This is a genomic window from Isoptericola sp. NPDC055063 (genome assembly GCF_053608125.1).
Map to the genome: position 1 here is coordinate 64,149 of NZ_JBSGUW010000002.1, position 18,931 is coordinate 83,079.

Here is an 18,931-nt window from a genome sequence, read left to right on the forward strand (position 1 = left end):
CCTCCAGGTCGGGTCGGGCTGGTCAGACGAACGAGGCGGTGACGGTGGCGCCGGCCAGGCCGGCGGTGGCGGCGACGATGCGCCATCCCACGCCCTGCCGGGTCACCGTGACGCCCGGGTCGGCGGAGACGAACCGCAGGCCGGCGCGCTGGAGGTCGACGACCACCTGCTCGCGCGTCTGCGTGGGGTCGCTCAGTGCGACGGTCGTGGGGCGCGTCCACTCCGTGCTCCCCGACCCGGCCCCGGCCTCGTGCACGACGACGGACGCCGGGCCGTCCGCGTGCAGCGCCCCGCCCTCCCCCGGCACCCCGGCGCCGGTGGGGACCGACGCGGCGGCCCAGAAGTTGGCGGCGATGGTGCCGCCGAGGGCGACGGCGTGCGCGGCGTCGTCCTGCGCGAGGATCCGCAGCCCGGGCGCCGTGCCGCAGGCCTCGGCGAACGCACGGGTGGCGTCGGGGCCGGCGGCGGGAAGCATGACGTAGGCGTACGAGGCTCCGGCCGGCGCGGCACCGTGGTCGAGCCACGCGGTGACGTACGGGCGGGTCATCGGGGTGTCCGTGCCGTACTTGATGTTGATCTCGCGCCACGTGTGCGTGCGGTCCTCGCGCAGCGCGTGCAGCCGGGCGCCGCCGGGGAAGACGTAGCCCGACGTGCCGGACAGGTGGCACCACCGCACGTCGTCGAGCGTCGCCGACCAGCCGTTGCCGATCGGCTGAGCCACCCCGTCGACCACGAGCGCGGCGCCGTCGCGCACCTTGCGGTTCTCGACGACCGTCTCGACGCCGCCCGCCGCGGGCGCCGTGATGCCGGAGCCGACGCAGATCACGGCGTCGTCCACGAGGAACCAGCTCTTGAGCGCGCGCAGGTCGGAGCCGCGGGCGCGCAGGTCCTGCCCGTACGCGCCGACGGTGGCGCCGGGGACGGCGGCCCCGCCCACCCAGGTCGCGTCGCTCGTCTCGCGGAAGTTCGCGCTGTCCGCCAGGCGCGCGGTGTCGACGGTGGTGCCCGGCAGGCGGTACGGGTCGACGGTGGGCCAGTAGTCCTCGCTGTAGTGGCCCAGGTCGTCGGTGAACAGCAGCACCATGCCGTCGGACAGGTGCCAGCCGTGCAGGTTCTCGTTCTGGATGGACTCGTAGTTGTAGACGCGGCTCGAGTACGCGCTGACGCTCACCGCGAAGCCCGGCCGGCGGTGCATCATCTTGTCCATCGCCGGGTACTGCCGGTGCGCGACCAGCGCGCCGCGCGGGGTCGGGGCCGCGGCGAGCAGGGCGTTGGCGGCGACGACGGACGCGGGCGTCGTGGCGGCGAGGAAGTCGCGGTACGTGTCCTCGGCGATCCACTGCGCGACCAGCCCCGTCAGGGCGGTGGCCGTCGCCTCCGGCGCGGACGGGATGAGCCGCAGCGTGCCCTCGATGACGGTCTGCGCCGCCACGTGCCCCTGCTTGCTGGGGCGCGCGATCTCCCGCCCGCACACCGACGCGGCCATGTCGCCGCGCACGATGAGGGGGTCGAAGGCGTCGGTGACCCACGCGTAGACGTTCGCCAGCTGGGGGTCGGTGACCTGCCAGGGCGAGTCGCCCAGCAGGTGCAGCAGCGACGACAGCGTGCCCAGCAGCTCCTTGCCGTAGCCGCCGTTGTACGGGTGCTTCCAGTGCTGCAGGAACGAGCCGTCGCGGAAGAAGCCCTCCCCCGTGCCCTCGCCCTCGCCGGGCGCGCCGGCCGCGTCGTCGACGAAGGCCAGCACGCTGTTGGCGCCTCCGCCCTCGACGTCGCTCAGCGCATCGCGCACGCGGCCGAGCGCGGCCTCGTCGCCGTCCAGCGCCGCGCGGACGGCGACGACCGTCGCGATCCACACCCGGTTGGCGCCCGTGGCGATCTGCCGGTCCGCCCGCCACAGGTTGGGGTCGGGCGTGTAGTGGTCGATGGCGGCGGTGCTGCGGGCGAGCGCGTCGCCCAGGGGCTCGCGCAGCACGACCAGCGTGTCCGCGAGCGCCGACGCCGAGCCGATCTCCCAGTCCCAGTCGTTGTCGAAGCGCGCGATGCCGGGGCCGTACAGGTGGTCGTGCATCCAGGTGAGGCCGTCCGCGACGTCGGCGGCGACCGCCGGGTCGCCGGCCACCGAGGTGCCCGGCGTCGCCCAGGCCACCGCGATCGAGCGCAGCCGCTTGAACGTGGTCGTGACGTTCGTGGAGCGCGTCCAGTCCGTGACGTCCGGCCACAGCGCGGTGCGCCCCGCGGAGCGGTCGAGCGTCTTCAGGACCGTGGTGGCCGCGCGGTCGACCTTCTTCACGGCGGCCGCGACGTGCGCGTCCCCGAGGTCGAGGCCGGGACCGCCGGTCTGCAGCACCGCCCAGCGCTCCACCAGCTCGGCGGTGGTCGAGGCGGGCGTCGCCCGGGCGGGCAGGCTCAGCGCCGGCGCCAGCGCGGCGGCGCCCGCCAGGGTGCCGAGGCCGCGCAGCACGCTGCGGCGGCTCGGTCCGGCGGTGGTGCCCGGGCTGTCGGCGGGCATGCCGAAGGTGTCGATGTCCATCACGGTCCCTCTCGTCGTCGAGCAGGTGGGTGGAGCGCAGGGTGCGGTGGTGCGGTGGTGCCGCGGGAAGGATCAGCCCAGGAGGGCGCGGCGGGTCACGGCGGCGGCCATCGCCGCCGCGCCCGCGGGGGTGGGGTGCAGGCCGTCGCCGCTGTCGAAGGCGGGCGCCAGGCGCGCGGGGTCGGCCGGGTCGGCGAGCGCGGACGCCACGTCGGCGACGGCGTCGAAGGCGCTCGGGCCGCGGCCGGCCTCGGCCAGCAGCGTCGCGTTGACCACCCGGCGCTCCTCCTCGAGGGCGGGCGTCCAGCGCTGCCAGCCGCCGAACGGCGTGATCGTGGTGCCGACCACCCGCAGCCCTCGGTCGCGGGCGCGCAGCACGAGCTGGCGGTAGCCGGCCAGCAGCACGGCCGGGTCGAGCTGGCTGGGCGGCTGCTGCAGGTCGTTCACGCCGAGCACCACGAGCAGGGTGTCGACGCCGGGCAGCGCCAGCGCGTCGCGGTCGAGGCGGGCCTGGCCGCTCGGGCCGAAGCGCTCGTCGTCGAGCAGCACGCGGTTGCCGCTGATGCCGAGGTTCGCGACGCCGACGGCGCCGCCCCGGGCCGCGAGGCCGCGCGCGAGGTGGTCGGTGAGCCGCAGGTCGGCGTCGTCGGGTGTGCCCACGCCCTCGGTGATCGAGTCGCCCAGGACGGCGACGCCGGGCACGCCCGGCCGCTCGACGTCCACCCCCACGAGCAGCACGGCGGACCTCGTGACCTCCGCGCCGGCGAATCCAGGGCCCGCGTCGGCGGTGAGGTCGCCCGCGCCGACGTAGCCGGTCGCGTGGGTGTTGCGGTGGAAGCTCAGCGCCCCGGTGGGCCCGGGCAGGTGCACGCTCACGACGAGGTCGCCGCCGTCGGGCACGTCGAGGGACGCCGGGTCGCTGACGAGCGTCGCGCCCGCCGCGAGGAGCGCGCCCCGCTCGCCGCCGAAGGTGAGCGTCGTGACGGTGGCCGGGTCGACGCCCGCGCCCGCCCCCGAGAGCCCCGGGGCCCGGCGCGCGACCGTCATCGCGCCGACGCGGACCGGCGCGGCCGAGAACGTGCCGGCCAGCCGGACTCGTAGCGTCCCCGTGCGCCCGGGGCCGCCGGCCGTGCCCCGGGTGCCCGCGCTGAGCCGCAGCACGTGCCGCACCGTGCGGTCGGTGACCCCGCCGAGCACCAGCGGGTCGGTCGCGGTGGGGCGAGTGTGGGCGGTAGTCCACGACGGCACCCACGCCGTCGTCCGGGGCCCGCCCGAGGCGGCGGTGCCGGCCTCCGCGAGCGCCTCCGCCCCGGCGAGGGCGGTGGCGCGCGGCGCGAGGAGCAGCGCGCCGGTGGTGGCGAGCGCGCCGGTGAGCAGGGAGCGCCGGGCAACGACGCCCGGGCGGGGAAGGGCGTGTGCGGTGGTGCCGGTCATGCGTCGTCCTCCGTCTGGTCGAGGATCACGAGCCCCACCAGGACGGGGACGCTCGCGCACAGCAGCAGGGGGCCCGCGGGGATCACGAGCGAGAACACGGGCGTCGCGACCGCGGCGCCCAGCAGGGCGGTGCCGCGCGGCACCGAGGCGAACGCGAACCAGAGGGCGCCGGGCACCCAGGTCCGCACCGAACCGTCCGGCCGGGCGGCGGCGACCACCGCGAGCGCCAGGTGGTACGGCACGCTCGCGACGAGCAGGCCGAGCGCGAGCGTCACGAGCACGAGGGCGGCGGGCCCGGTGCGCCCGACGAGGAACGCCACGTCGACGGCGAGCAGCACGAGCCCCGCCGTCGACGCGACCGCGTGCCCGAGCAGCGGCCGCAGGTAGGCGCGGAACGCCCGGAACACGCCGGTGAACGTGCGCCCGTCGCCGTCCGAGCGCCAGGCGCGCAGGGCATGGCCGACGGCGGCGAGCGCCGGGAGCCACGTGACGACACCCAGGCACAGGATCGCGAACGCCGCGCCCGCCGCCACGGGGTGGGCCAGGTACTCCAGCCAGCCCATGAGCGTCTGCGACCAGCGGCGGGACCGGTCCAGTGCGGGCCTCGGGGGCGCGGCCGGGGCGGTCGTCATCGGACCGCCCCGCCGGGCAGGACGCCGGTGACCTCGACGTCCCCGTCGACGAGCACCCGACCGTCGACCTCGACGCGCGTGGCCCCGACGACCGCGACCCGGTCGCCCGCCACCAGCACCGCCCGCGCGAGGGCGCGCACGCCGCCGGCGTCGATCACGCCGTCCGGCCCGGCGAGGTGCACCCGCTCCCCGCCGCCCAGGTCCACCCCCACCTCCGTTGTGAGCGGGCGATTGGCCCCGTTCTCCGTCGAATCAGGGCCAATCGCCCGCTCACAGCGTTCGGTGGGGAGGACTCGGGCGGTGGACGGGGTCGGGTGGAAGGCGTCGAAGGGCTCGACGACGGTCACGGCGAGCAGGTCGCGCGACGTGGGCGGCATGACGCGCAGCGTGTGCAACCGCCGCGTCACGACCAGCGACGGCGTGCTCGACGTCGGGTTCGCCGCCACGTCGGTGACGACCTGCTCGGCGCGTGCGCCTCCCGCAGCGTGGGTCGTGAGCCACGCGCCCGCGCGGCCGTTGCGCAGCACGCGCCGGACCGCGCCGTCGTCGACGACGGCCCCGACGCCGTCGTGCGGTACGCCGAGGTCGACGGCCTCGCTCGGGTGGTCGGCGTGCAGCAGCACGGTCCACTCGCGCGGCTCGGCGGCGCGGCCGCGGTCGACGACGACGGTGCGCCCGGACGGCATGACGACCAGCGTGCGCTCCAGCAACTCGACGCCCAGCTCCGCCGGGTACATCCGCCCGGTGCGGGCGCGGCCGTGCAGGAAGCCGCCGTCGGCGAGCACGTCGACCATGTCGGCGGTGCGGTCCGGCGGGGCGTCGGCGTACACGTGGTAGCGCCCCTCCCCCGCGAAGCCCTGCCCGTCCACGAGGACGAGGTTGTGGTGCCCGGCGCGCTTCTGGTTGGAGTACCCCTCGTCGACCAGCAGCCACGCCCCGCGCGACGCGAGCACGAACGAGCCGGCGTCCGGGTGGTGGTGGCCCGCGCTGAGGGTGTCCCAGCCGCGCTCGGCGTCGATCCGGCGCGACGTGTCCCAGGCGGTGTGGCCGCCGCCGGGCGAGGACTTGAACGACACGAGCGTGGCGTCGTCGGCCCACGACGTGCGGTGCACCAGCAGCCCGAGGTCCTCGAACGCCGCCTGCGGCGCGACCGACGTCGCGGGGTCGACGGGCGCCACGGACGCGTCGTACCAGAGCAGCTCGGCCCACGCCTCGGGCAGGACACCGGGCTTCACGCCGCTCTCGTACGCCTCGCGCCAGAAGAACCGCTCGGCGACGGTGTCGGCGAGCCACTGCGCCTCTCCGAGCCGGTAGCGCGCGGCGAGGATCCGGTACAGGGCCACGCTGTGCCCGCTGCGCCGGTCGTGGCAGTCGCCGTGGTCGACGATCTCCTCGTAGCCGGGCGCCGCCTGGTGCAGCCGGTAGAAGAAGGTGCTGGCCAGGAAGCGGCACCGGTCCCACCAGTCCACGCCCTCGGCGTCCTGCAGCAGGTCGAGGTACGTCGCGAGCCACGGCACGCCGTAGCGCCAGTAGACGACGCCTTCCATGTCGGAGCCGTCGGCGGGCAGCACGTCGACGACGGTGCCCATCGCCGCCTTGGCCCGCTCCGTCCACGCCCGCACGCCGAGCGCGTAGCCCACGGTGGCGAGGCCGGTGTGGCAGATCCAGTGGTGGTTCTGCCAGTACGAGCTGGACCACCAGCCGCCCTCGCTCTCGACGGCGAAGTCGTACAGCCGCTCTCCCTGCAGCTCGAGCTTGGCGCGCAGGGCCTCGCGCCGCAGGGGCTCGAGGTCGTCGCCGAGCCACGAGTACGCGAGCGACAGGCCGTGCAGGATCCACCCGGCGTCGAGGTCGTGGTCGGGCAGGTGGGCGCGGCCCCAGTGGTCGAACGAGACGGCCGCGGAGATCCAGCGCCACGCCTCCTCGAGGTAGTGCCGCTGGCCCGTGAGCCGGTAGGCGAGGGCCAGGTTCGCGGCCGCCGGCCCCAGGTAGGTGATGCTCGCCATCGGGTGCTCGGCCGGCGGCGCCGTGCGGCGGTACAGGTCGCACTGCTCCGCCAGCCGGCGCCACTGCGGGGCCAGGTCGCCGTCGAGCCGCGAGCGCAGGTCCGCCAGCCGGTCGGCGTCGAGCAGCAGCATCCGCGCGGGCGCGATCGTCTCGGTCATGCCATCGCCTCGGCCTTCTCTGCGGCCATCTCCGCGGGCAGCGGGTGGACGTCGACCGCGCCGTCCGCGCGGTGCACCCGCACCTCGGCACCGGCGAGCTCGACGCCCGTCACGTCCGCGCCGCCGCCGCGGGCCCCGGCGTCGGCCTGGAACACCGACACCCAGGTGGCCGACGTCGCGGCCTCGGCCGCCCAGTCCACGTGCGCGCGCTCGCGCTGCGGGTCGTCCGACGGCCCGGGTCCGGGCCGCACGACGGCCCGCACGGGCACGGGTGTGTCCGACCCCGTGCCGTCGGGTCCGGCCGCGCGCGCCGCGTGCACGCCGTCGAGCGCCTCCGCCCCGCGCCAGGCGGTGCGGACGGTGTCGCCGTCGACGCGCACGCCCAGCGGCACGTCCGGCCGGAGCCCCAGCATGAGGCGGCGCGGCCGGTCGGCGCGGGCGTGCGCGACGTCGAGCAGGTAGCCGTCGCCGAGCACCACGTGCCGGACGGCGCGGGCGCCGTCGTACCAGGAGGACTCGTCGCCGCGGACCTCGACGGTCAGCGACCGCTCGGTGCGGGCCAGCAGGCGGCCGGTGGCCTCGGCGGGGTCGCCGTCGCCGACGCGGACCACGGGGTGCGCGGCCGCCGACGCGTAGTGCGCCCGCCACGCCGGGTGGCCGTACGGCACCTGGCCCGGGTCGGGCTGCCAGGGGCTGCTCCGCCCGAACAGCGCGAGCGCGAGCTTGTCGTGGTGGCCGTGCCCCGCGCCGTGCGGGCCGTGGTCGAGGACGGCGTGGATCCCCGCGCCGCGCAGGACGGCGATCCCCACCTCCTCGTCCAGGCTGACGGCGGGCCGCGGGGCCCGCTCCACCGGCAGGGGCGGGCCGGCGAACCAGTCGGCCGAGCCCTCGCCCATGCGCCGCAGCTCGGTCTCGAGCCCGTCGGCGGGCTCGTCGTCGCCGTCCCCGGCCGCGGCCTCCGTGCGGGCGTGCGCGGCGACCGCGTCGAGCCCGGCGCCGGTGACGAAGCCGTCCGCCAGCGCGGCCAGCTCCGTCCACTCCAGCGCGAGGGACGGACGCACGTACGGGCCGTCGTGCACCGAGGGCAGCACGCCGCCGTCGGTCGCGAGACCCGCGAGCACGTCGACCATCGCGACGAGCCGGTCACGGGCCTCGGCGGGCAGCGCCGCGGGGTCGGTGCCGCGCAGCGACAGCAGGTACGCCCGCACGACGAACCCGTGGTAGTACGTGCTCGCCTCCCACTCCCAGCCCCCGCGGGTGCTGGCCGCGAGCGCGTGGGCGAGCTGCCCGTGCTCCCCCGCCAGCCACTCGTCGTCGGCCACGCCGGGCGCCGCCAGGTCGCCCCGCACGAGGGCGGCGGCCCGGCTGCACACGCGGCCGGCGGCGTTGAGCCAGGCCGTGTAGTTGGAGGTGAACTTCCCGTCGGCCACCAGGCGGGCGCGGGCGGCGCGGGCCGCCTCGGCCGTCGCGTCGAGCATCGCGAGCACGGGCGCCAGGTCGCCGGCCCGGTCCGCGTCGGCCTCCGCGAGCGACCACACCGCGTGCCCGATCGACACCGCCCAGATGGCGTCGGTGAGCGCCTGGTGGAAGAGGCGCCCGCGCAGCATCCAGTCCTGCGCCCGCTCGTGCTCGCCCCCGCCCGCCACCTCGGCGTACACGCCGGCGTAGCCCACCAGCAGGGCCACCGCCTCCGCCCGCGCCGCCTTGTCCCCCGTCCGGGCGGCCCGGTGCGCCAGCACCCGGGCCCGCCGCGCCCACGCCTGGTGGCTGAGCACCAGCCAGGCGCCGCGCACCAGCTCCGTGTCGACCACGCAGCCGTGCGGGCAGCGCACGCCGCCCGCGGGCGGCACCGGCCCGGGGATCCCCGCGTGGGAGAGCTCCGTGCCGTGCGTCGGGCAGACGAGGTCGTGCCACCAGCCGCCGCGCTCGCGCGGGAGGCCGGCCGCGACGGTCTCGCCGACGGGGGCGTGGTCGGGGGCGTGGTCGGGGGCGTGGTCCGGGGTGTGGTCCGGGGTGACGGGGGCGAGGGAGGTCATCGGGGCCAGGTCCCCCCGTCGATGTCGAGCGTGGTGCCGGTGATGTACGACGCCTCGCGCGAGGCCAGGTACTGCACCGCGGCCGCGACGTCCTCGACCGTGCCGGCGCGCCCGATCGGGGTGCCCGCGATCATCTTCTGCTGGGCCTCGTCCGTGCTGAACGTGCCGTGGAACGCCGTGTCGGCGATGTAGCCGGGGGCCACCGCGTTGACGGTGACGCCCTGCGGCCCGAGCTCCTTGGCCAGGCCCTTGACGAAGCCGCGCACGGCCGCCTTCGACGCCGCGTACACGACCGACCCGGGGCCGCCGCCGTTGTGCGCGGCGAGCGAGGACATCGCGACGACGCGCGGCCGGTCGGACTCGACCAGGTGCGGGATGGCGGCCCGGCACGTGCGGAACGTGGCGCCGAGGTTGACGTCGACCACCTGGGCGAAGTGGTCGTCGCTCATCTCCGCGACGGGCACGCGGCCCACGAGGTGGCCCGCGTTGCACACGACGACGTCGAGCCCGCCGAGGAACGCCACGGCGTCCGCGACCAGCCGGTCCACGTCCTGCGTCGACGTGACGTCGGCCTGCAGGGCGACCGCCTTGCGACCCAGCGCCTCGATGTCCGCCACCGTCCGCGCGGCCGCGTCGGCCGAGCTGCCGTAGTGCACCACGACGTCCGCACCCGCGGCGGCCAGCCCGAGCGCGACGCCGCGCCCGATGCCGTGCCCCGCGCCCGTGACGAGCACCTTCGCGTCCGTCATGTCCATCGCCATCTGCTTGCCTCTCTGTCCGACGGGCGACCGTTCGCCGCCCGTCACTTGATGCCCGCGTTCGCGAAGCCGCGGACGAAGTACTTCTGGCCGAGGAGGAAGAGCACCACCATCGGCAGGGTGGCCAGCGTGGTGCCGGCCATGAGGAACGCCCACTGGGTGTCGTTCTCCGTGCGGAACACCGACAGGCCCACCTGGATCACGCGCATCGAGTCGGAACGCGTCACGAGCAGCGGCCACAGGAAGTTGTTCCAGGAGCTCTCGAACGTCAGCAGCGCCACGGTGATGAACGCCGGCTTGACCAGGGGCGTCATGATCCGCGCCCAGATGCCGAGCTCGCTCACGCCGTCGAGCCGCGCCGCCTCCTCCAGCTCCACCGGCAGGTCCAGGTAGAACTGCCGGAACAGGAAGACCGCGAAGGGCGTCACCGCGCCCGGGATGATGAGCGCCCACCAGGTGTCGAGCCAGCCGGTGCCGCCCTGCCCGAGGATGTCGTTGCCGCCGAACAGCGGCATGAACCGCACGATGAGGAACTCGGGGATGATCTTCGTGTAGGTGGGGATCATCAGCGCCGCGACGAACCCGAGGAACACGAGCTCCGAGCCGCGGAACCGCAGCCGGGCCAGCGCGTACCCCGCCATCGACGCGATCACGAGGTTGATGGTCGTGTGGCTCACCGCGATGATCAGGCTGTTGCGCGCGTAGGTGAGGAACGGCGCCGCGGCGAGCGCGTCGGCGTAGTTGTGCCACGCCCACTCGGTCGGGAAGAACGTGGGCGGCGTGGCCGCGATGTCGGCCGGCGTCTTGAGCGACGTCAGCACCATCCACACGAACGGCACCACCATCACCACGGAGATGACGGTCAGGGCCACGTAGAGGGCGGTCTTCGACAGGCGCCGGCGGGACGCCGGGGAGCGCCCGACGACGTCGAGCGTGGTGCGCGGCGAGACCGCGCCCAGGTCAGTTGCGGCCACTGTCGCCTCCGTTGAGCCGTCGGTTCGCGAGCGTCAGCAGCAGCAGGAACACGAAGAGGATGATCGACTGGGCGCAGGCGTAGCCGAGGCGGAACTCCCGGAACGCCGACTTGTAGATCTCGTACGTCATCATCGTGGTCGTGTTCGCCGGGCCGCCGTCCGTGAGGATGTAGATGAGGTCGAACGCCTGGAAGGCGGAGATGACCGAGGTGACGAAGACGAAGAACGTGGCCGGCTTCAGCAGCGGCAGCGTGATGCTGAAGAACTGGCGCGTCTTGGAGGCGCCGTCCACCGACGCGGCCTCGTAGACGTCCTTCGGCAGTGACTGCAGCGCCGCCAGGTAGATGAGCATCTTGAGGCCGATGCCCTGCCAGATGCCCACGACGATGATCGCGGGCATCGCCCACGTCGTCGACGACAGCCAGTTCTGCGCGGGGATGCCGAAGAAGGCGAGCACCGCGTTGAGCAGGCCGTTGCGCGGGTCGTAGATCCACAGCCACACCAGCGCGACGGCGATGGTCGCCGTCACCTGCGGGATGAAGACGGCGGTGCGGAACAGCGCCCGGGCGCGCAGCTGCGTGTCGAGCATCAGCGCGATGAGCAGCGCGATCCCCATCGCGACCGGCACGGTGAAGAACGCGTAGACCAAGGTGTTCAGCATGCCCCGGCGGAACACCGGGTCGGTGAGCGCGTCGACGTAGTTCTCGATCCCGTTGAACTTCGGCGGCGTGAGCACGTCGTAGTTCGTGAACGACAGCACGAAGGCCGCGACCATCGGGATGCCGATCCAGATCAACGCGTGCAGCACCGCCGGAGCGAGCATGAGCATGCCCGCGCGGCGGCGGGCCCGCCCGGCCCGCCCGCGCTTCGGCGCGGACGGGCGGGGCGGGACGTCGGGCGGCGCACTCACGTCGCGCGGCGTGGAGACGACGGCCACGGCGGTCACAGACGCGCGATCGCGTCGTTCGCGATGCCGGCGAGCTGGTCGATGGCCGCCTGGGCGGACTGCTGCCCGACGATCGCGGTCTCCAGGGTCGGCTTGATCTTCTCGCGGATCTCCATCCAGGCCGGGGTGCCGCCCTCGGACCGCGCCTTGTCGAGGTTGTTGATCGCGAACTCGACCATCGGGTTGCCCTTGACGTAGTCGCTGTCCTTGAGGTCCGAGATCGCGGGCACGGAGCCGCGCTGCTCGCTCGAGACGAGGACGGCGTCGGGCGAGCCCATGAACTCGACGAACGCGCGCGCCGCCGCGGGGTGCTTGGAGGTGGCCGACTGGGACACCATCGTGCCGCCCTGCAGCATCGCGGGGTCGGTGTTGCCGAGCACGAACGTGCCGATCTTGTCGATCAGCTCGGGCGACTGCTGCTGCAGCTGCACGTAGAGCGAGTTGTTCGTCATCATGATCGCCGACGCGCCCTGCTGGAGGGTGGTGGGCTGACCGGCCTCGGTCTTGAGGGCGAAGTCGGCCGAGCCGTCCGCCATCATGTCGAGGAAGAGCTGCAGCGACGCGACGCCCTCGGGGCTGTCGAACAGCACCTCACGGCCGTCCGGGGAGAAGAGCTCGCCGGAGTTGCCGAACAGGAACGTCTCCCAGCACTGGCGCAGGTCGATGGAGAACGGGTCGAAGCCGACGCGCGTGACCTTGTCGCCGTCCTTGACGGTGAGCTTCTTCGCGACCTCGCGCAGCTCGTCCCAGTTCTTCGGGGTGTCGGTGATGCCGGCCTCCTCGAAGAAGTCCTTGCGGTAGGCCACGATGCGCGTGTCCAGCACCATCGGCAGGGCGTAGAGCTTGCCGTCGTACCGCGACGGCTCGAGGACGCGCTCCTCGTACGTGTACCGGGTGGCCAGCTCCTCCGGCAGCGGGGCGATCGCGTTCTTGAACGCGAACGGCGGGATCCAGCCGACGCCGAGCGTGACCACGTCGGGCATGAGGCCGCTGGCCAGGCCCGTGGTGATCTTCTCGTTCAGCGAGCCGTAGTCGGTGTAGTCCACGGTGACGTTGACGTCCGGGTACTTCTCGTTGAACTTCTTGATGAGGTTGCCCTCGAGCGTCTCCTTGCCCGTGGCGCCCTCGAAGAGCGCGCACAGGAAGGTGATGTCGCCCTCGACGGGGCCGTCGGGGTCGGCTGCGGACGAGCCACCGGGGCTCGTCGTGCTGCAGCCGGCCACGACGGCCGCGGTCCCGAGCCCCATGGCCGTGAGGAAGCTACGGCGGCTGAAATCCATGACTAGCCCTTTCGATCGGCGTTGATCTCGCGCAGGCGATGGGAGTCGACGGCGACTCCGGTGTAACGATGCACCGACGATAGAGTGACGGCGCGCACAGGTCAAGCGCCGTATCGACCCTGGATTTGCGCCGTCCGGCGTCAGAGGATGCCCCGGGCGCATGCACTATGATCAGCACCACACAGTCCATCGTTGCACTGACCGGGTGGGCTGGTCCCGGAACCGGAGGAGGCCGCACGAGCACATGGCTGGCATCACGATCCTGGACGTCGCACGTGCGGCCGGCGTGTCCACGAGCACCGTCTCGAACCTGCTGAACGGGCGCACGGGCCGGATGCTGCCCGAGACCCGCGAGCGGGTGGAGAGCACCATCAGGGAGCTCGGCTACCGCCCCAACCGCGCGGCGCGCCAGCTCCGCACCGGCAAGCCGCAGGTGATCGGCCTCGTCGTGCCGTCGGTGGGCAACCCGTACTGGGGCGCGCTCGCCCGCTACCTCGAGGCCGCCGCGCTCACCGAGGGCTACCACGTGCTGCTGTGCAACTCCGAGCGCGACCCCGCGCGCGAGCGGCAGTACGTGGACGAGCTCATCGCCGACGGCATCCGCGGCATCGTGCTGTGCTCCTCGCTCCCGTCGCTGGAGCACGTCTCCGGGCTGATCGAGGACGGGCTGCGGCTCGTCGCCTTCGACCGCACCGCGCAGGCCGACGACCCGGCCGGACTCGTGAACGTCAGCGTCGACAACACCATCGGCGCCGAGCTCATGGGCGAGCACCTCGTGGCCCTCGGGCACCGCCGTATCGCCTTCGTCTCCGGCGCGATCCGGTCCGTCAACCGCACCGAGCGGTTCCAGGGCTTCCTGCGCGCGCTCGAGCGGGCCGGGATCGCGCGGCCCGACGTCGTCACCTGGCCGGGCAGCAGCAGCGCGGACGGCACGTTCGGCGACGTCGAGGCCGCGGAGCTGGGGCGCGTGGCCGCCACGGAGCTGCTCACCGGGCCCACGCCCCCCACGGCGATCTTCGCCGTCAACGACATGACCGCCATCGGCGTCTGCCGCGCCGTCCGCGACGCCGGCATGGAGGTGGGCACCGACGTGTCCGTCGCCGGCTTCGACGACATCGTGCTCGCCGAGCTCTACTCGCCGCGCCTCACCACCGTGCGGCAGCCGATGAAGGAGATGGCGGCCGCGGCGTTCCACGCGCTGCACGCGCCCGACGGCGAGCAGCCCGCGTCCCACGGGTCGTCCCTGCTCTTCCGGCCCGAGCTCGTGGTGCGCGACTCGACGGCCGCGCCCGTCGCGTGACCCCCCGCGGGGCGCGCGTCAGGCGACGTACGCGCCCTGCCACACGGTGTCGAACGGCGTCCGGGCGCCGACGCGCGCCTCGATGCCGCGGGTGACCATGTCCTTGGCGACGCGGACGGCGTCGGGCACGTCGGCGCCCTTGGCGAGCTCGGCGGTGATCGCGGCGGCGAACGTGCAACCCGCCCCGGAGACGCGCTCCTCGCCCACCTTCGGCGCGGCGAACACGGTGACGTCCTGGCCGTCGAACAGGACGTCGACGGCGTCCTCCCCGGGCAGCTCCACGCCGCCCTTGGCGACGACGTAGCGGCGGCCGGTGCCGTCGCCGAGCCGGGCGTGGATGCGGCGAGCCGCCTCGACGAGCTCCTCGACGGACGTGATGTCGTCCATGCCCGCGAGGGTCTTCGCCTCGAACAGGTTGGGCGTCACGACGGTGGCCAGCGGCAGCACGCGCTCGCGCAGCGCGGTGTCGGTGTCGAGGGCCGCGCCGGGCTCCTGCCCCTTGCAGATCAGGACCGGGTCGAGCACGACGTGGCGCCACGGCTGCGACTCGAGCGAGCGGGCGACGACGTCGATCGTCGTGGGCGTGCCGAGCATCCCGATCTTCACCACGTCGAGCGCGTGGGTGGACGTGGCGGCCTCGAACTGGTCGGCGATGACCTGCGGGTCGACGGGCACGAACCGGTGGGCCCAGTCGTGCTTCGGGTCGAACGAGACGATGCAGGTCAGCGTCCCCACCCCGTAGGCGCCGAGCTGCTGGAAGGTCTTGAGGTCGGCCTGGATGCCGGCCCCTCCCGTGGCTTCGGAACCGGCGATGACGTACGCGAGCGGCGGCGTGGTGCTCATGGTGGGCCAGCCTACGACGGCGTCGACGGGGTGTTGTCGGGCGGGATCCGTAGGGTGGGCGCATGAGCGTGAAGATCGGGGCCCACGTCGACCTGTCGGACGCCGTCGCGCAGGCGAAGGACATCGGGGCCGAGGTGGTCCAGGTGTTCCTGTCGGACCCGCAGGCGTGGAAGGTGCCACCGCTCGACCATCCCGGCGGCGCGGACGCGTTCCGCGAGGAGACGGCGGCGGCGGGGATCGACGTCTACGTGCACGCGCCGTACGTCATCAACGTGGCGTCGACCAACAACCGCATCCGTATCCCCAGCCGCAAGCTGCTGCAGCAGATCATGACCGGCGCCGGCGAGATCGGCGCCAAGGGGGTCGTCGTGCACGGCGGGCACGTCACCGCGAAGGACGACCCGGACGTGGGCTTCGACAACTGGCGCAAGGCGATCGACGCCCTCGAGACCGACGTGCCCGTGCTCATCGAGAACACGGCGGGCGGCGACTTCTCGATGGCCCGCCGTCTCGACCGGCTGGAGCTGCTCTGGGCCGCGGTGATGCGGGCGAACGGCGCCGAGAACGTCGGCATCACGCTCGACACCTGCCACGCGTGGGCCGGCGGCATCGACCTGGCGACCGCCGTCGACGACATCCGTGCGATCACCGGTCGCATCGACCTGGTGCACGCCAACGACTCCCGCGACACCGCCGGGTCCGGCGCCGACCGGCACGCGCACTTCGGCGACGGGAACATCCCGCCGGAGCTGCTGGTGGGCGTGGTCGCGGCCGCCGGGGCCCCCGTCGTCTGCGAGACCCACGGCGACATGGGCCCGGACATCGCCTGGCTGCGGGAGCGCCTCGCCGCCTGACGCCATCGTCACGCTCGACCGCAGGCCCATCTGCCGGACGCCTGTGGACGAAGCCCGTCCGCGGGCGCGCGGGTCCACCAGCATCGGTGGCGTGAACACCTACTGGAACAGCCCCGAAGGCGTGGGGGAAGACCTCGAGGTCGCGCGACGGCGCGCGGTGGACCCGTACTGGTCACCGGCCACCGACCCGGACCTCGACCCCGACATCGACGACGCCGAGGGCGGGCCCGGCGCTCCTCGACCCCGGCGGCGGCGAGCCCGCCGCCTCCTGCCCGACGGGCTCGCAGAGGCCGCCGCCGGCGCAGTCCGGTACGAGAGCGCCCGGCGGGGTATGACCCAGCAGGACCTGTCCAGGGCGCTCGGGCGCTCCCGCTCGGCGGTCTCCGCCCGATACACCGGCCAGGTGCCCTGGTCGCTCGACGACATCGGGCGGCTCGCCATCCTCTACGGCTGCCACGTGACCGACCTGCTCACCGAGCCGCCCCGGGCCCGCTCGCCCTGGTGAGCGCCGGCGAGCTCCCGTGCGGGCTGGCCGGGGCCGGTCCCGGCCGTTCAGCGCCGCCGTCCCGGGCCGCCCCCGCGCCGCGCGTTGCCCCGGCGTGTCTCTCGTCCGGCGCGTCGTCACCTCGAGGACGTTGGTGTTTTGCGCTCTGTCCGCGGAACAGGAATCCCTTCGGCCAGGCAGGCACGGATCCTGCGAAGCACGAAACTCCCGCCGAGCCGGAACGACGTGCGCGGACGCGGCGAGGTTCCGGCCGGGCGGGCGCGGATTCGGCACAGCACGTATCTCCCGCAGAGCGGGAGTTGCGTGCGCGGAAGCGGCGAGAATCCCGCCCGGCGGTCACAGGGGGCTCGGCCGTATCCGTGACCGCCCGGCAGGCGGAATTCCTGAACGGCGGACAGAGCACAAAACAACAACGTCCTCGAGGCGACGACACGCGCGGACGCTTTCGACAGGCGCGACCGGCGCGACCGGCGCGACCGGCGCGACAGGCGCGACCGGCGCGACAGGCGCGACAGGCTCAGACGCGCCTCGGTGGCCGGCGCGCTCTCACGAGACCCCAGCAGCCCGCAAGACACCGGCTGCCCCCGAGACACCGGCCGCCCCCGAGACTCTGTCCGCGGGCCCCTGCCGCCCGAGCCCCAGCCGCCCGGAGGACCTCAGCCGTCAGGAAGACCTCAGCCGTCCGCGAGACCGGCGTCGTGCACGACGATCGCCGCCTGCACGCGATTGGCGGCGTCGAGCTTGGTGAGGATGCGGGAGACGTGCGTCTTCACGGTCGGGACGCTCATGTAGAGCTCGCCGGCGATGTCGGCGTTGGACAGCCCGCGCGCGACGGCGAGCGCGACCTCCCGCTCGCGGTCGGTCAGCGCGTCGAGCCGCGCGGCCGCGGCGCGGCGGCCGTCGGGGGCGGACCGGTCGGTGACGGCGGCGATGAGCTGCTCTGCGACGCGCGGCGAGAGCGTCGGCTCGCCGGCGGCCGCGGCCCGGACCGCCTCGACGAGGCGCGCCGGCGGCGTGTCCTTGAGCAGGAACCCGGCGGCCCCCGCGCGCAGGGCCTCGACGATCATGTCGTCCGCGTCGAACGTGGTGAGCACGATGACACGGACGTCACGCAGGTCGGGGACGTCGCGCAGCCGCCGCGTCGCCTCGATGCCGTCCAGGCGCGGCATGCGGATGTCCATGAGGACCACGTCGGGCCGCTCGCGCGCGACCACCGCCAGCGCCTCGACTCCGTCGGCCGCCGAGGACACCACCTCCAGGTCCGGGGCGCCGCCCAGGATCAGGGACAGCCCCGACCGCACCAACGGGTCGTCGTCGACCAGCACCACCCGCGTCGTCGCGCTCACGCCGCCCACCTCATGCCGCCCACCTCATGCCGCCCACCTCATGCCGCCCACCTCATGCCGCCCACGGTAACCAGGCCTCCAGCACGAACGCCGTGCCGCGCCCGTCGCGCGACGCCGGGTCCGCCGTCGTGCCGTACGACAGGCGGCCGCCGACGAGTTCCACGCGCTCCGTCAGACCCACCAGGCCGAGGCCCGACGGCGGCGGCGCGGGCGCCTCGAGCACCGGCCCGACGCTGCGCACCGGGTTGCGCACGACGACCGACAGCCCGTCGCCCGGCGCGCCCGTCACCGACACGGCGACCGGAGCCCACGGGGCGTGCTTGCGGGCGTTCGTCAGCCCCTCCTGGACGATCCGGTACGCGTGCCGGCTCACCGCCTCCCCGAGGCCCGCGGTCCGCTCCGCCAGGTCGTCGACGCTGCCCTCGACCCGCACGTCGGCGCCGTTCGCGCGAGCCTCGGCGAACAGCTCGGCGAGGTCGTCGAGCGACGGCTGCGGCGGCTCCGGCGGCGCGGCCGCGTCCCCTTCCCCGGCGAGCGGGTCGCGCAGCACCCCGAGCACCTCGCGCAGCTCGGCGAGGGCGGCGTGCGCGTTGTCCTGCACGACGGCGGCCGTCTCGGCCACCTTCTCCGGCGGCAGGTCCGTGCGATAGGCCAGCGCCCCCGCGTGCATCGCTACCAGGGAGATGCGGTGCGCGAGCACGTCGTGCATCTCCCTGGCGATGCGCGTCCGCTCGGCCGTCCGCGCCTGCGCCAACCGGCTGGCCTGCTCCCGCTCGGCCGTCTCGGCCCGCTCCTGCAGCGACACGAGGTGCTCCCGACGCAGCCCGATGTACGCGCCGATCCACACGAACAGGGCGTACATGACCGCGCCGCCGACCAGCTCGATCCACCGGTCGTACGACTCCGGCGTCACGTACGGGTGCAGCGAGCTGTGCACGCGCCCCGCGGCCACGAACACCACGCCGACGACGGCCACCTTCCACCAACGCCGGGTCGTGGCCAGGGAGATCACCGCGATGGTCTCCGCACCGACCACCAAGGACGAGACCGTCGCGGCGGCGCACAGCACCAGGGCGATGGTGAGAGGAGCCCTGCGGCGCAGGAGCAGCAGCCCCAGCCCGACCAGGCCGACGACGAAGTCCAGCGCCCACTGCCCGTCGGTCATCTCCCGCTGGCCGGTGTCCACCTCCCAGGCGACGAGGACCATCACCGTCAGGCCGGTGAGGAGGGCGACCAGCACGCGCCACGTCTCGCCCCACACCCGACGGGCGCGGGTGGGTCGGTCGGGGGCGGCGGGCACGACGTCGAGCCTAGGCAGCGGCGGGCCG

The 18,931-nt window shown here is 74.4% G+C and carries 15 protein-coding genes; 3 read left to right on the forward strand and 12 right to left on the reverse strand.

Annotated elements, in window-relative coordinates:
• Positions 1-22: 22 nt before the first annotated feature.
• The 9 genes from ACWF41_RS02290 to ACWF41_RS02330 form a co-directional block, all read right to left on the reverse strand.
• Positions 23-2,530 carry a polysaccharide lyase 8 family protein gene (locus ACWF41_RS02290; protein WP_380322454.1) on the reverse strand — a complete coding sequence of 836 codons (2,508 nt, stop codon included), beginning with the start codon at positions 2,528-2,530 and terminating at the stop codon, positions 23-25.
• Positions 2,531-2,602: 72 nt separating this feature from the next.
• A complete protein-coding gene (locus ACWF41_RS02295; RefSeq protein WP_380322457.1) occupies positions 2,603-3,964 on the reverse strand; it encodes a GDSL-type esterase/lipase family protein in 1,362 nt (453 codons plus the stop codon).
• Positions 3,961-4,596, reverse strand: coding sequence for a DUF624 domain-containing protein (locus tag ACWF41_RS02300; protein ID WP_380322460.1), 636 nt, complete (start codon positions 4,594-4,596; stop codon positions 3,961-3,963). The genes ACWF41_RS02295 and ACWF41_RS02300 overlap by 4 nt, the downstream gene beginning before the upstream one ends.
• Positions 4,593-6,761 carry a DUF4962 domain-containing protein gene (locus ACWF41_RS02305; RefSeq protein WP_452181930.1) on the reverse strand — a complete coding sequence of 723 codons (2,169 nt, stop codon included), beginning with the start codon at positions 6,759-6,761 and terminating at the stop codon, positions 4,593-4,595. The genes ACWF41_RS02300 and ACWF41_RS02305 overlap by 4 nt, the downstream gene beginning before the upstream one ends.
• Complete coding sequence (locus tag ACWF41_RS02310) at positions 6,758-8,797, reverse strand: heparinase II/III domain-containing protein (protein WP_380318832.1); 2,040 nt, start codon at positions 8,795-8,797, stop codon at positions 6,758-6,760. Before ACWF41_RS02310 ends, ACWF41_RS02305 begins: the two co-directional genes overlap by 4 nt.
• Entirely contained in the window at positions 8,794-9,552 is a 759-nt protein-coding gene (locus ACWF41_RS02315) for an SDR family NAD(P)-dependent oxidoreductase (RefSeq protein ID WP_380318829.1), read from the reverse strand. The genes ACWF41_RS02310 and ACWF41_RS02315 overlap by 4 nt, the downstream gene beginning before the upstream one ends.
• A 47-nt stretch (positions 9,553-9,599) precedes the next feature.
• Positions 9,600-10,529, reverse strand: a complete 930-nt coding sequence (locus tag ACWF41_RS02320; protein ID WP_380318825.1) for a carbohydrate ABC transporter permease — start codon at positions 10,527-10,529, stop codon at positions 9,600-9,602.
• Positions 10,516-11,475 carry a carbohydrate ABC transporter permease gene (locus tag ACWF41_RS02325; RefSeq protein WP_380318822.1) on the reverse strand — a complete coding sequence of 320 codons (960 nt, stop codon included), beginning with the start codon at positions 11,473-11,475 and terminating at the stop codon, positions 10,516-10,518. The genes ACWF41_RS02320 and ACWF41_RS02325 overlap by 14 nt, the downstream gene beginning before the upstream one ends.
• Complete coding sequence (locus tag ACWF41_RS02330) at positions 11,472-12,755, reverse strand: ABC transporter substrate-binding protein (protein WP_380318819.1); 1,284 nt, start codon at positions 12,753-12,755, stop codon at positions 11,472-11,474. Before ACWF41_RS02330 ends, ACWF41_RS02325 begins: the two co-directional genes overlap by 4 nt.
• Before the next feature lie 244 nt (positions 12,756-12,999).
• Between ACWF41_RS02330 and ACWF41_RS02335 the strand changes: the two genes are divergently transcribed.
• Positions 13,000-14,055 carry a LacI family DNA-binding transcriptional regulator gene (locus ACWF41_RS02335; RefSeq protein WP_380318816.1) on the forward strand — a complete coding sequence of 352 codons (1,056 nt, stop codon included), beginning with the start codon at positions 13,000-13,002 and terminating at the stop codon, positions 14,053-14,055.
• 18 nt (positions 14,056-14,073) lie between these two features.
• Here the strand turns inward: ACWF41_RS02335 and ACWF41_RS02340 are convergent, their stop codons facing one another.
• A complete protein-coding gene (locus tag ACWF41_RS02340; protein WP_380318813.1) occupies positions 14,074-14,898 on the reverse strand; it encodes a hydroxymethylpyrimidine/phosphomethylpyrimidine kinase in 825 nt (274 codons plus the stop codon).
• Between the two features lie 62 nt (positions 14,899-14,960).
• On the opposite strand from ACWF41_RS02340, the gene ACWF41_RS02345 reads away from it, so the two are divergent.
• A complete protein-coding gene (locus tag ACWF41_RS02345) occupies positions 14,961-15,752 on the forward strand; it encodes a deoxyribonuclease IV (RefSeq protein ID WP_380318810.1) in 792 nt (263 codons plus the stop codon).
• A gap of 91 nt (positions 15,753-15,843) precedes the next feature.
• Positions 15,844-16,257 (forward strand): helix-turn-helix domain-containing protein, encoded by a 414-nt coding sequence (locus ACWF41_RS02350; RefSeq protein ID WP_380318807.1) that lies wholly within the window; start codon positions 15,844-15,846, stop codon positions 16,255-16,257.
• Between the two features lie 674 nt (positions 16,258-16,931).
• Here ACWF41_RS02350 and ACWF41_RS02355 read toward each other — a convergent pair.
• Together ACWF41_RS02355 and ACWF41_RS02360 are read right to left on the reverse strand one after the other, a co-directional pair.
• Complete coding sequence (locus ACWF41_RS02355; protein WP_380318804.1) at positions 16,932-17,603, reverse strand: response regulator; 672 nt, start codon at positions 17,601-17,603, stop codon at positions 16,932-16,934.
• 52 nt (positions 17,604-17,655) lie between these two features.
• On the reverse strand, positions 17,656-18,903 hold the full coding sequence (locus ACWF41_RS02360) for a sensor histidine kinase (RefSeq protein WP_380318801.1): 1,248 nt from the start codon (positions 18,901-18,903) through the stop codon (positions 17,656-17,658).
• Positions 18,904-18,931 lie beyond the last annotated feature (28 nt).

What these genes read in the sequence shown, in the direction of transcription:
- ACWF41_RS02345 (WP_380318810.1), top strand. Translation starts at nt 14,961, where the DNA reads ATGAGCGTGAAGATCGGGGCCCACGTCGACCTGTCGGACGCCGTCGCG.
- ACWF41_RS02305 (WP_452181930.1), bottom strand. Translation starts at nt 6,761, where the DNA reads ATGACCGAGACGATCGCGCCCGCGCGGATGCTGCTGCTCGACGCCGAC.
- ACWF41_RS02315 (WP_380318829.1), bottom strand. Translation starts at nt 9,552, where the DNA reads ATGGACATGACGGACGCGAAGGTGCTCGTCACGGGCGCGGGGCACGGC.
- ACWF41_RS02310 (WP_380318832.1), bottom strand. Translation starts at nt 8,797, where the DNA reads ATGACCTCCCTCGCCCCCGTCACCCCGGACCACACCCCGGACCACGCC.
- ACWF41_RS02340 (WP_380318813.1), bottom strand. Translation starts at nt 14,898, where the DNA reads ATGAGCACCACGCCGCCGCTCGCGTACGTCATCGCCGGTTCCGAAGCC.
- ACWF41_RS02295 (WP_380322457.1), bottom strand. Translation starts at nt 3,964, where the DNA reads ATGACCGGCACCACCGCACACGCCCTTCCCCGCCCGGGCGTCGTTGCC.
- ACWF41_RS02330 (WP_380318819.1), bottom strand. Translation starts at nt 12,755, where the DNA reads ATGGATTTCAGCCGCCGTAGCTTCCTCACGGCCATGGGGCTCGGGACC.
- ACWF41_RS02290 (WP_380322454.1), bottom strand. Translation starts at nt 2,530, where the DNA reads ATGGACATCGACACCTTCGGCATGCCCGCCGACAGCCCGGGCACCACC.
- ACWF41_RS02300 (WP_380322460.1), bottom strand. Translation starts at nt 4,596, where the DNA reads ATGACGACCGCCCCGGCCGCGCCCCCGAGGCCCGCACTGGACCGGTCC.
- ACWF41_RS02335 (WP_380318816.1), top strand. Translation starts at nt 13,000, where the DNA reads ATGGCTGGCATCACGATCCTGGACGTCGCACGTGCGGCCGGCGTGTCC.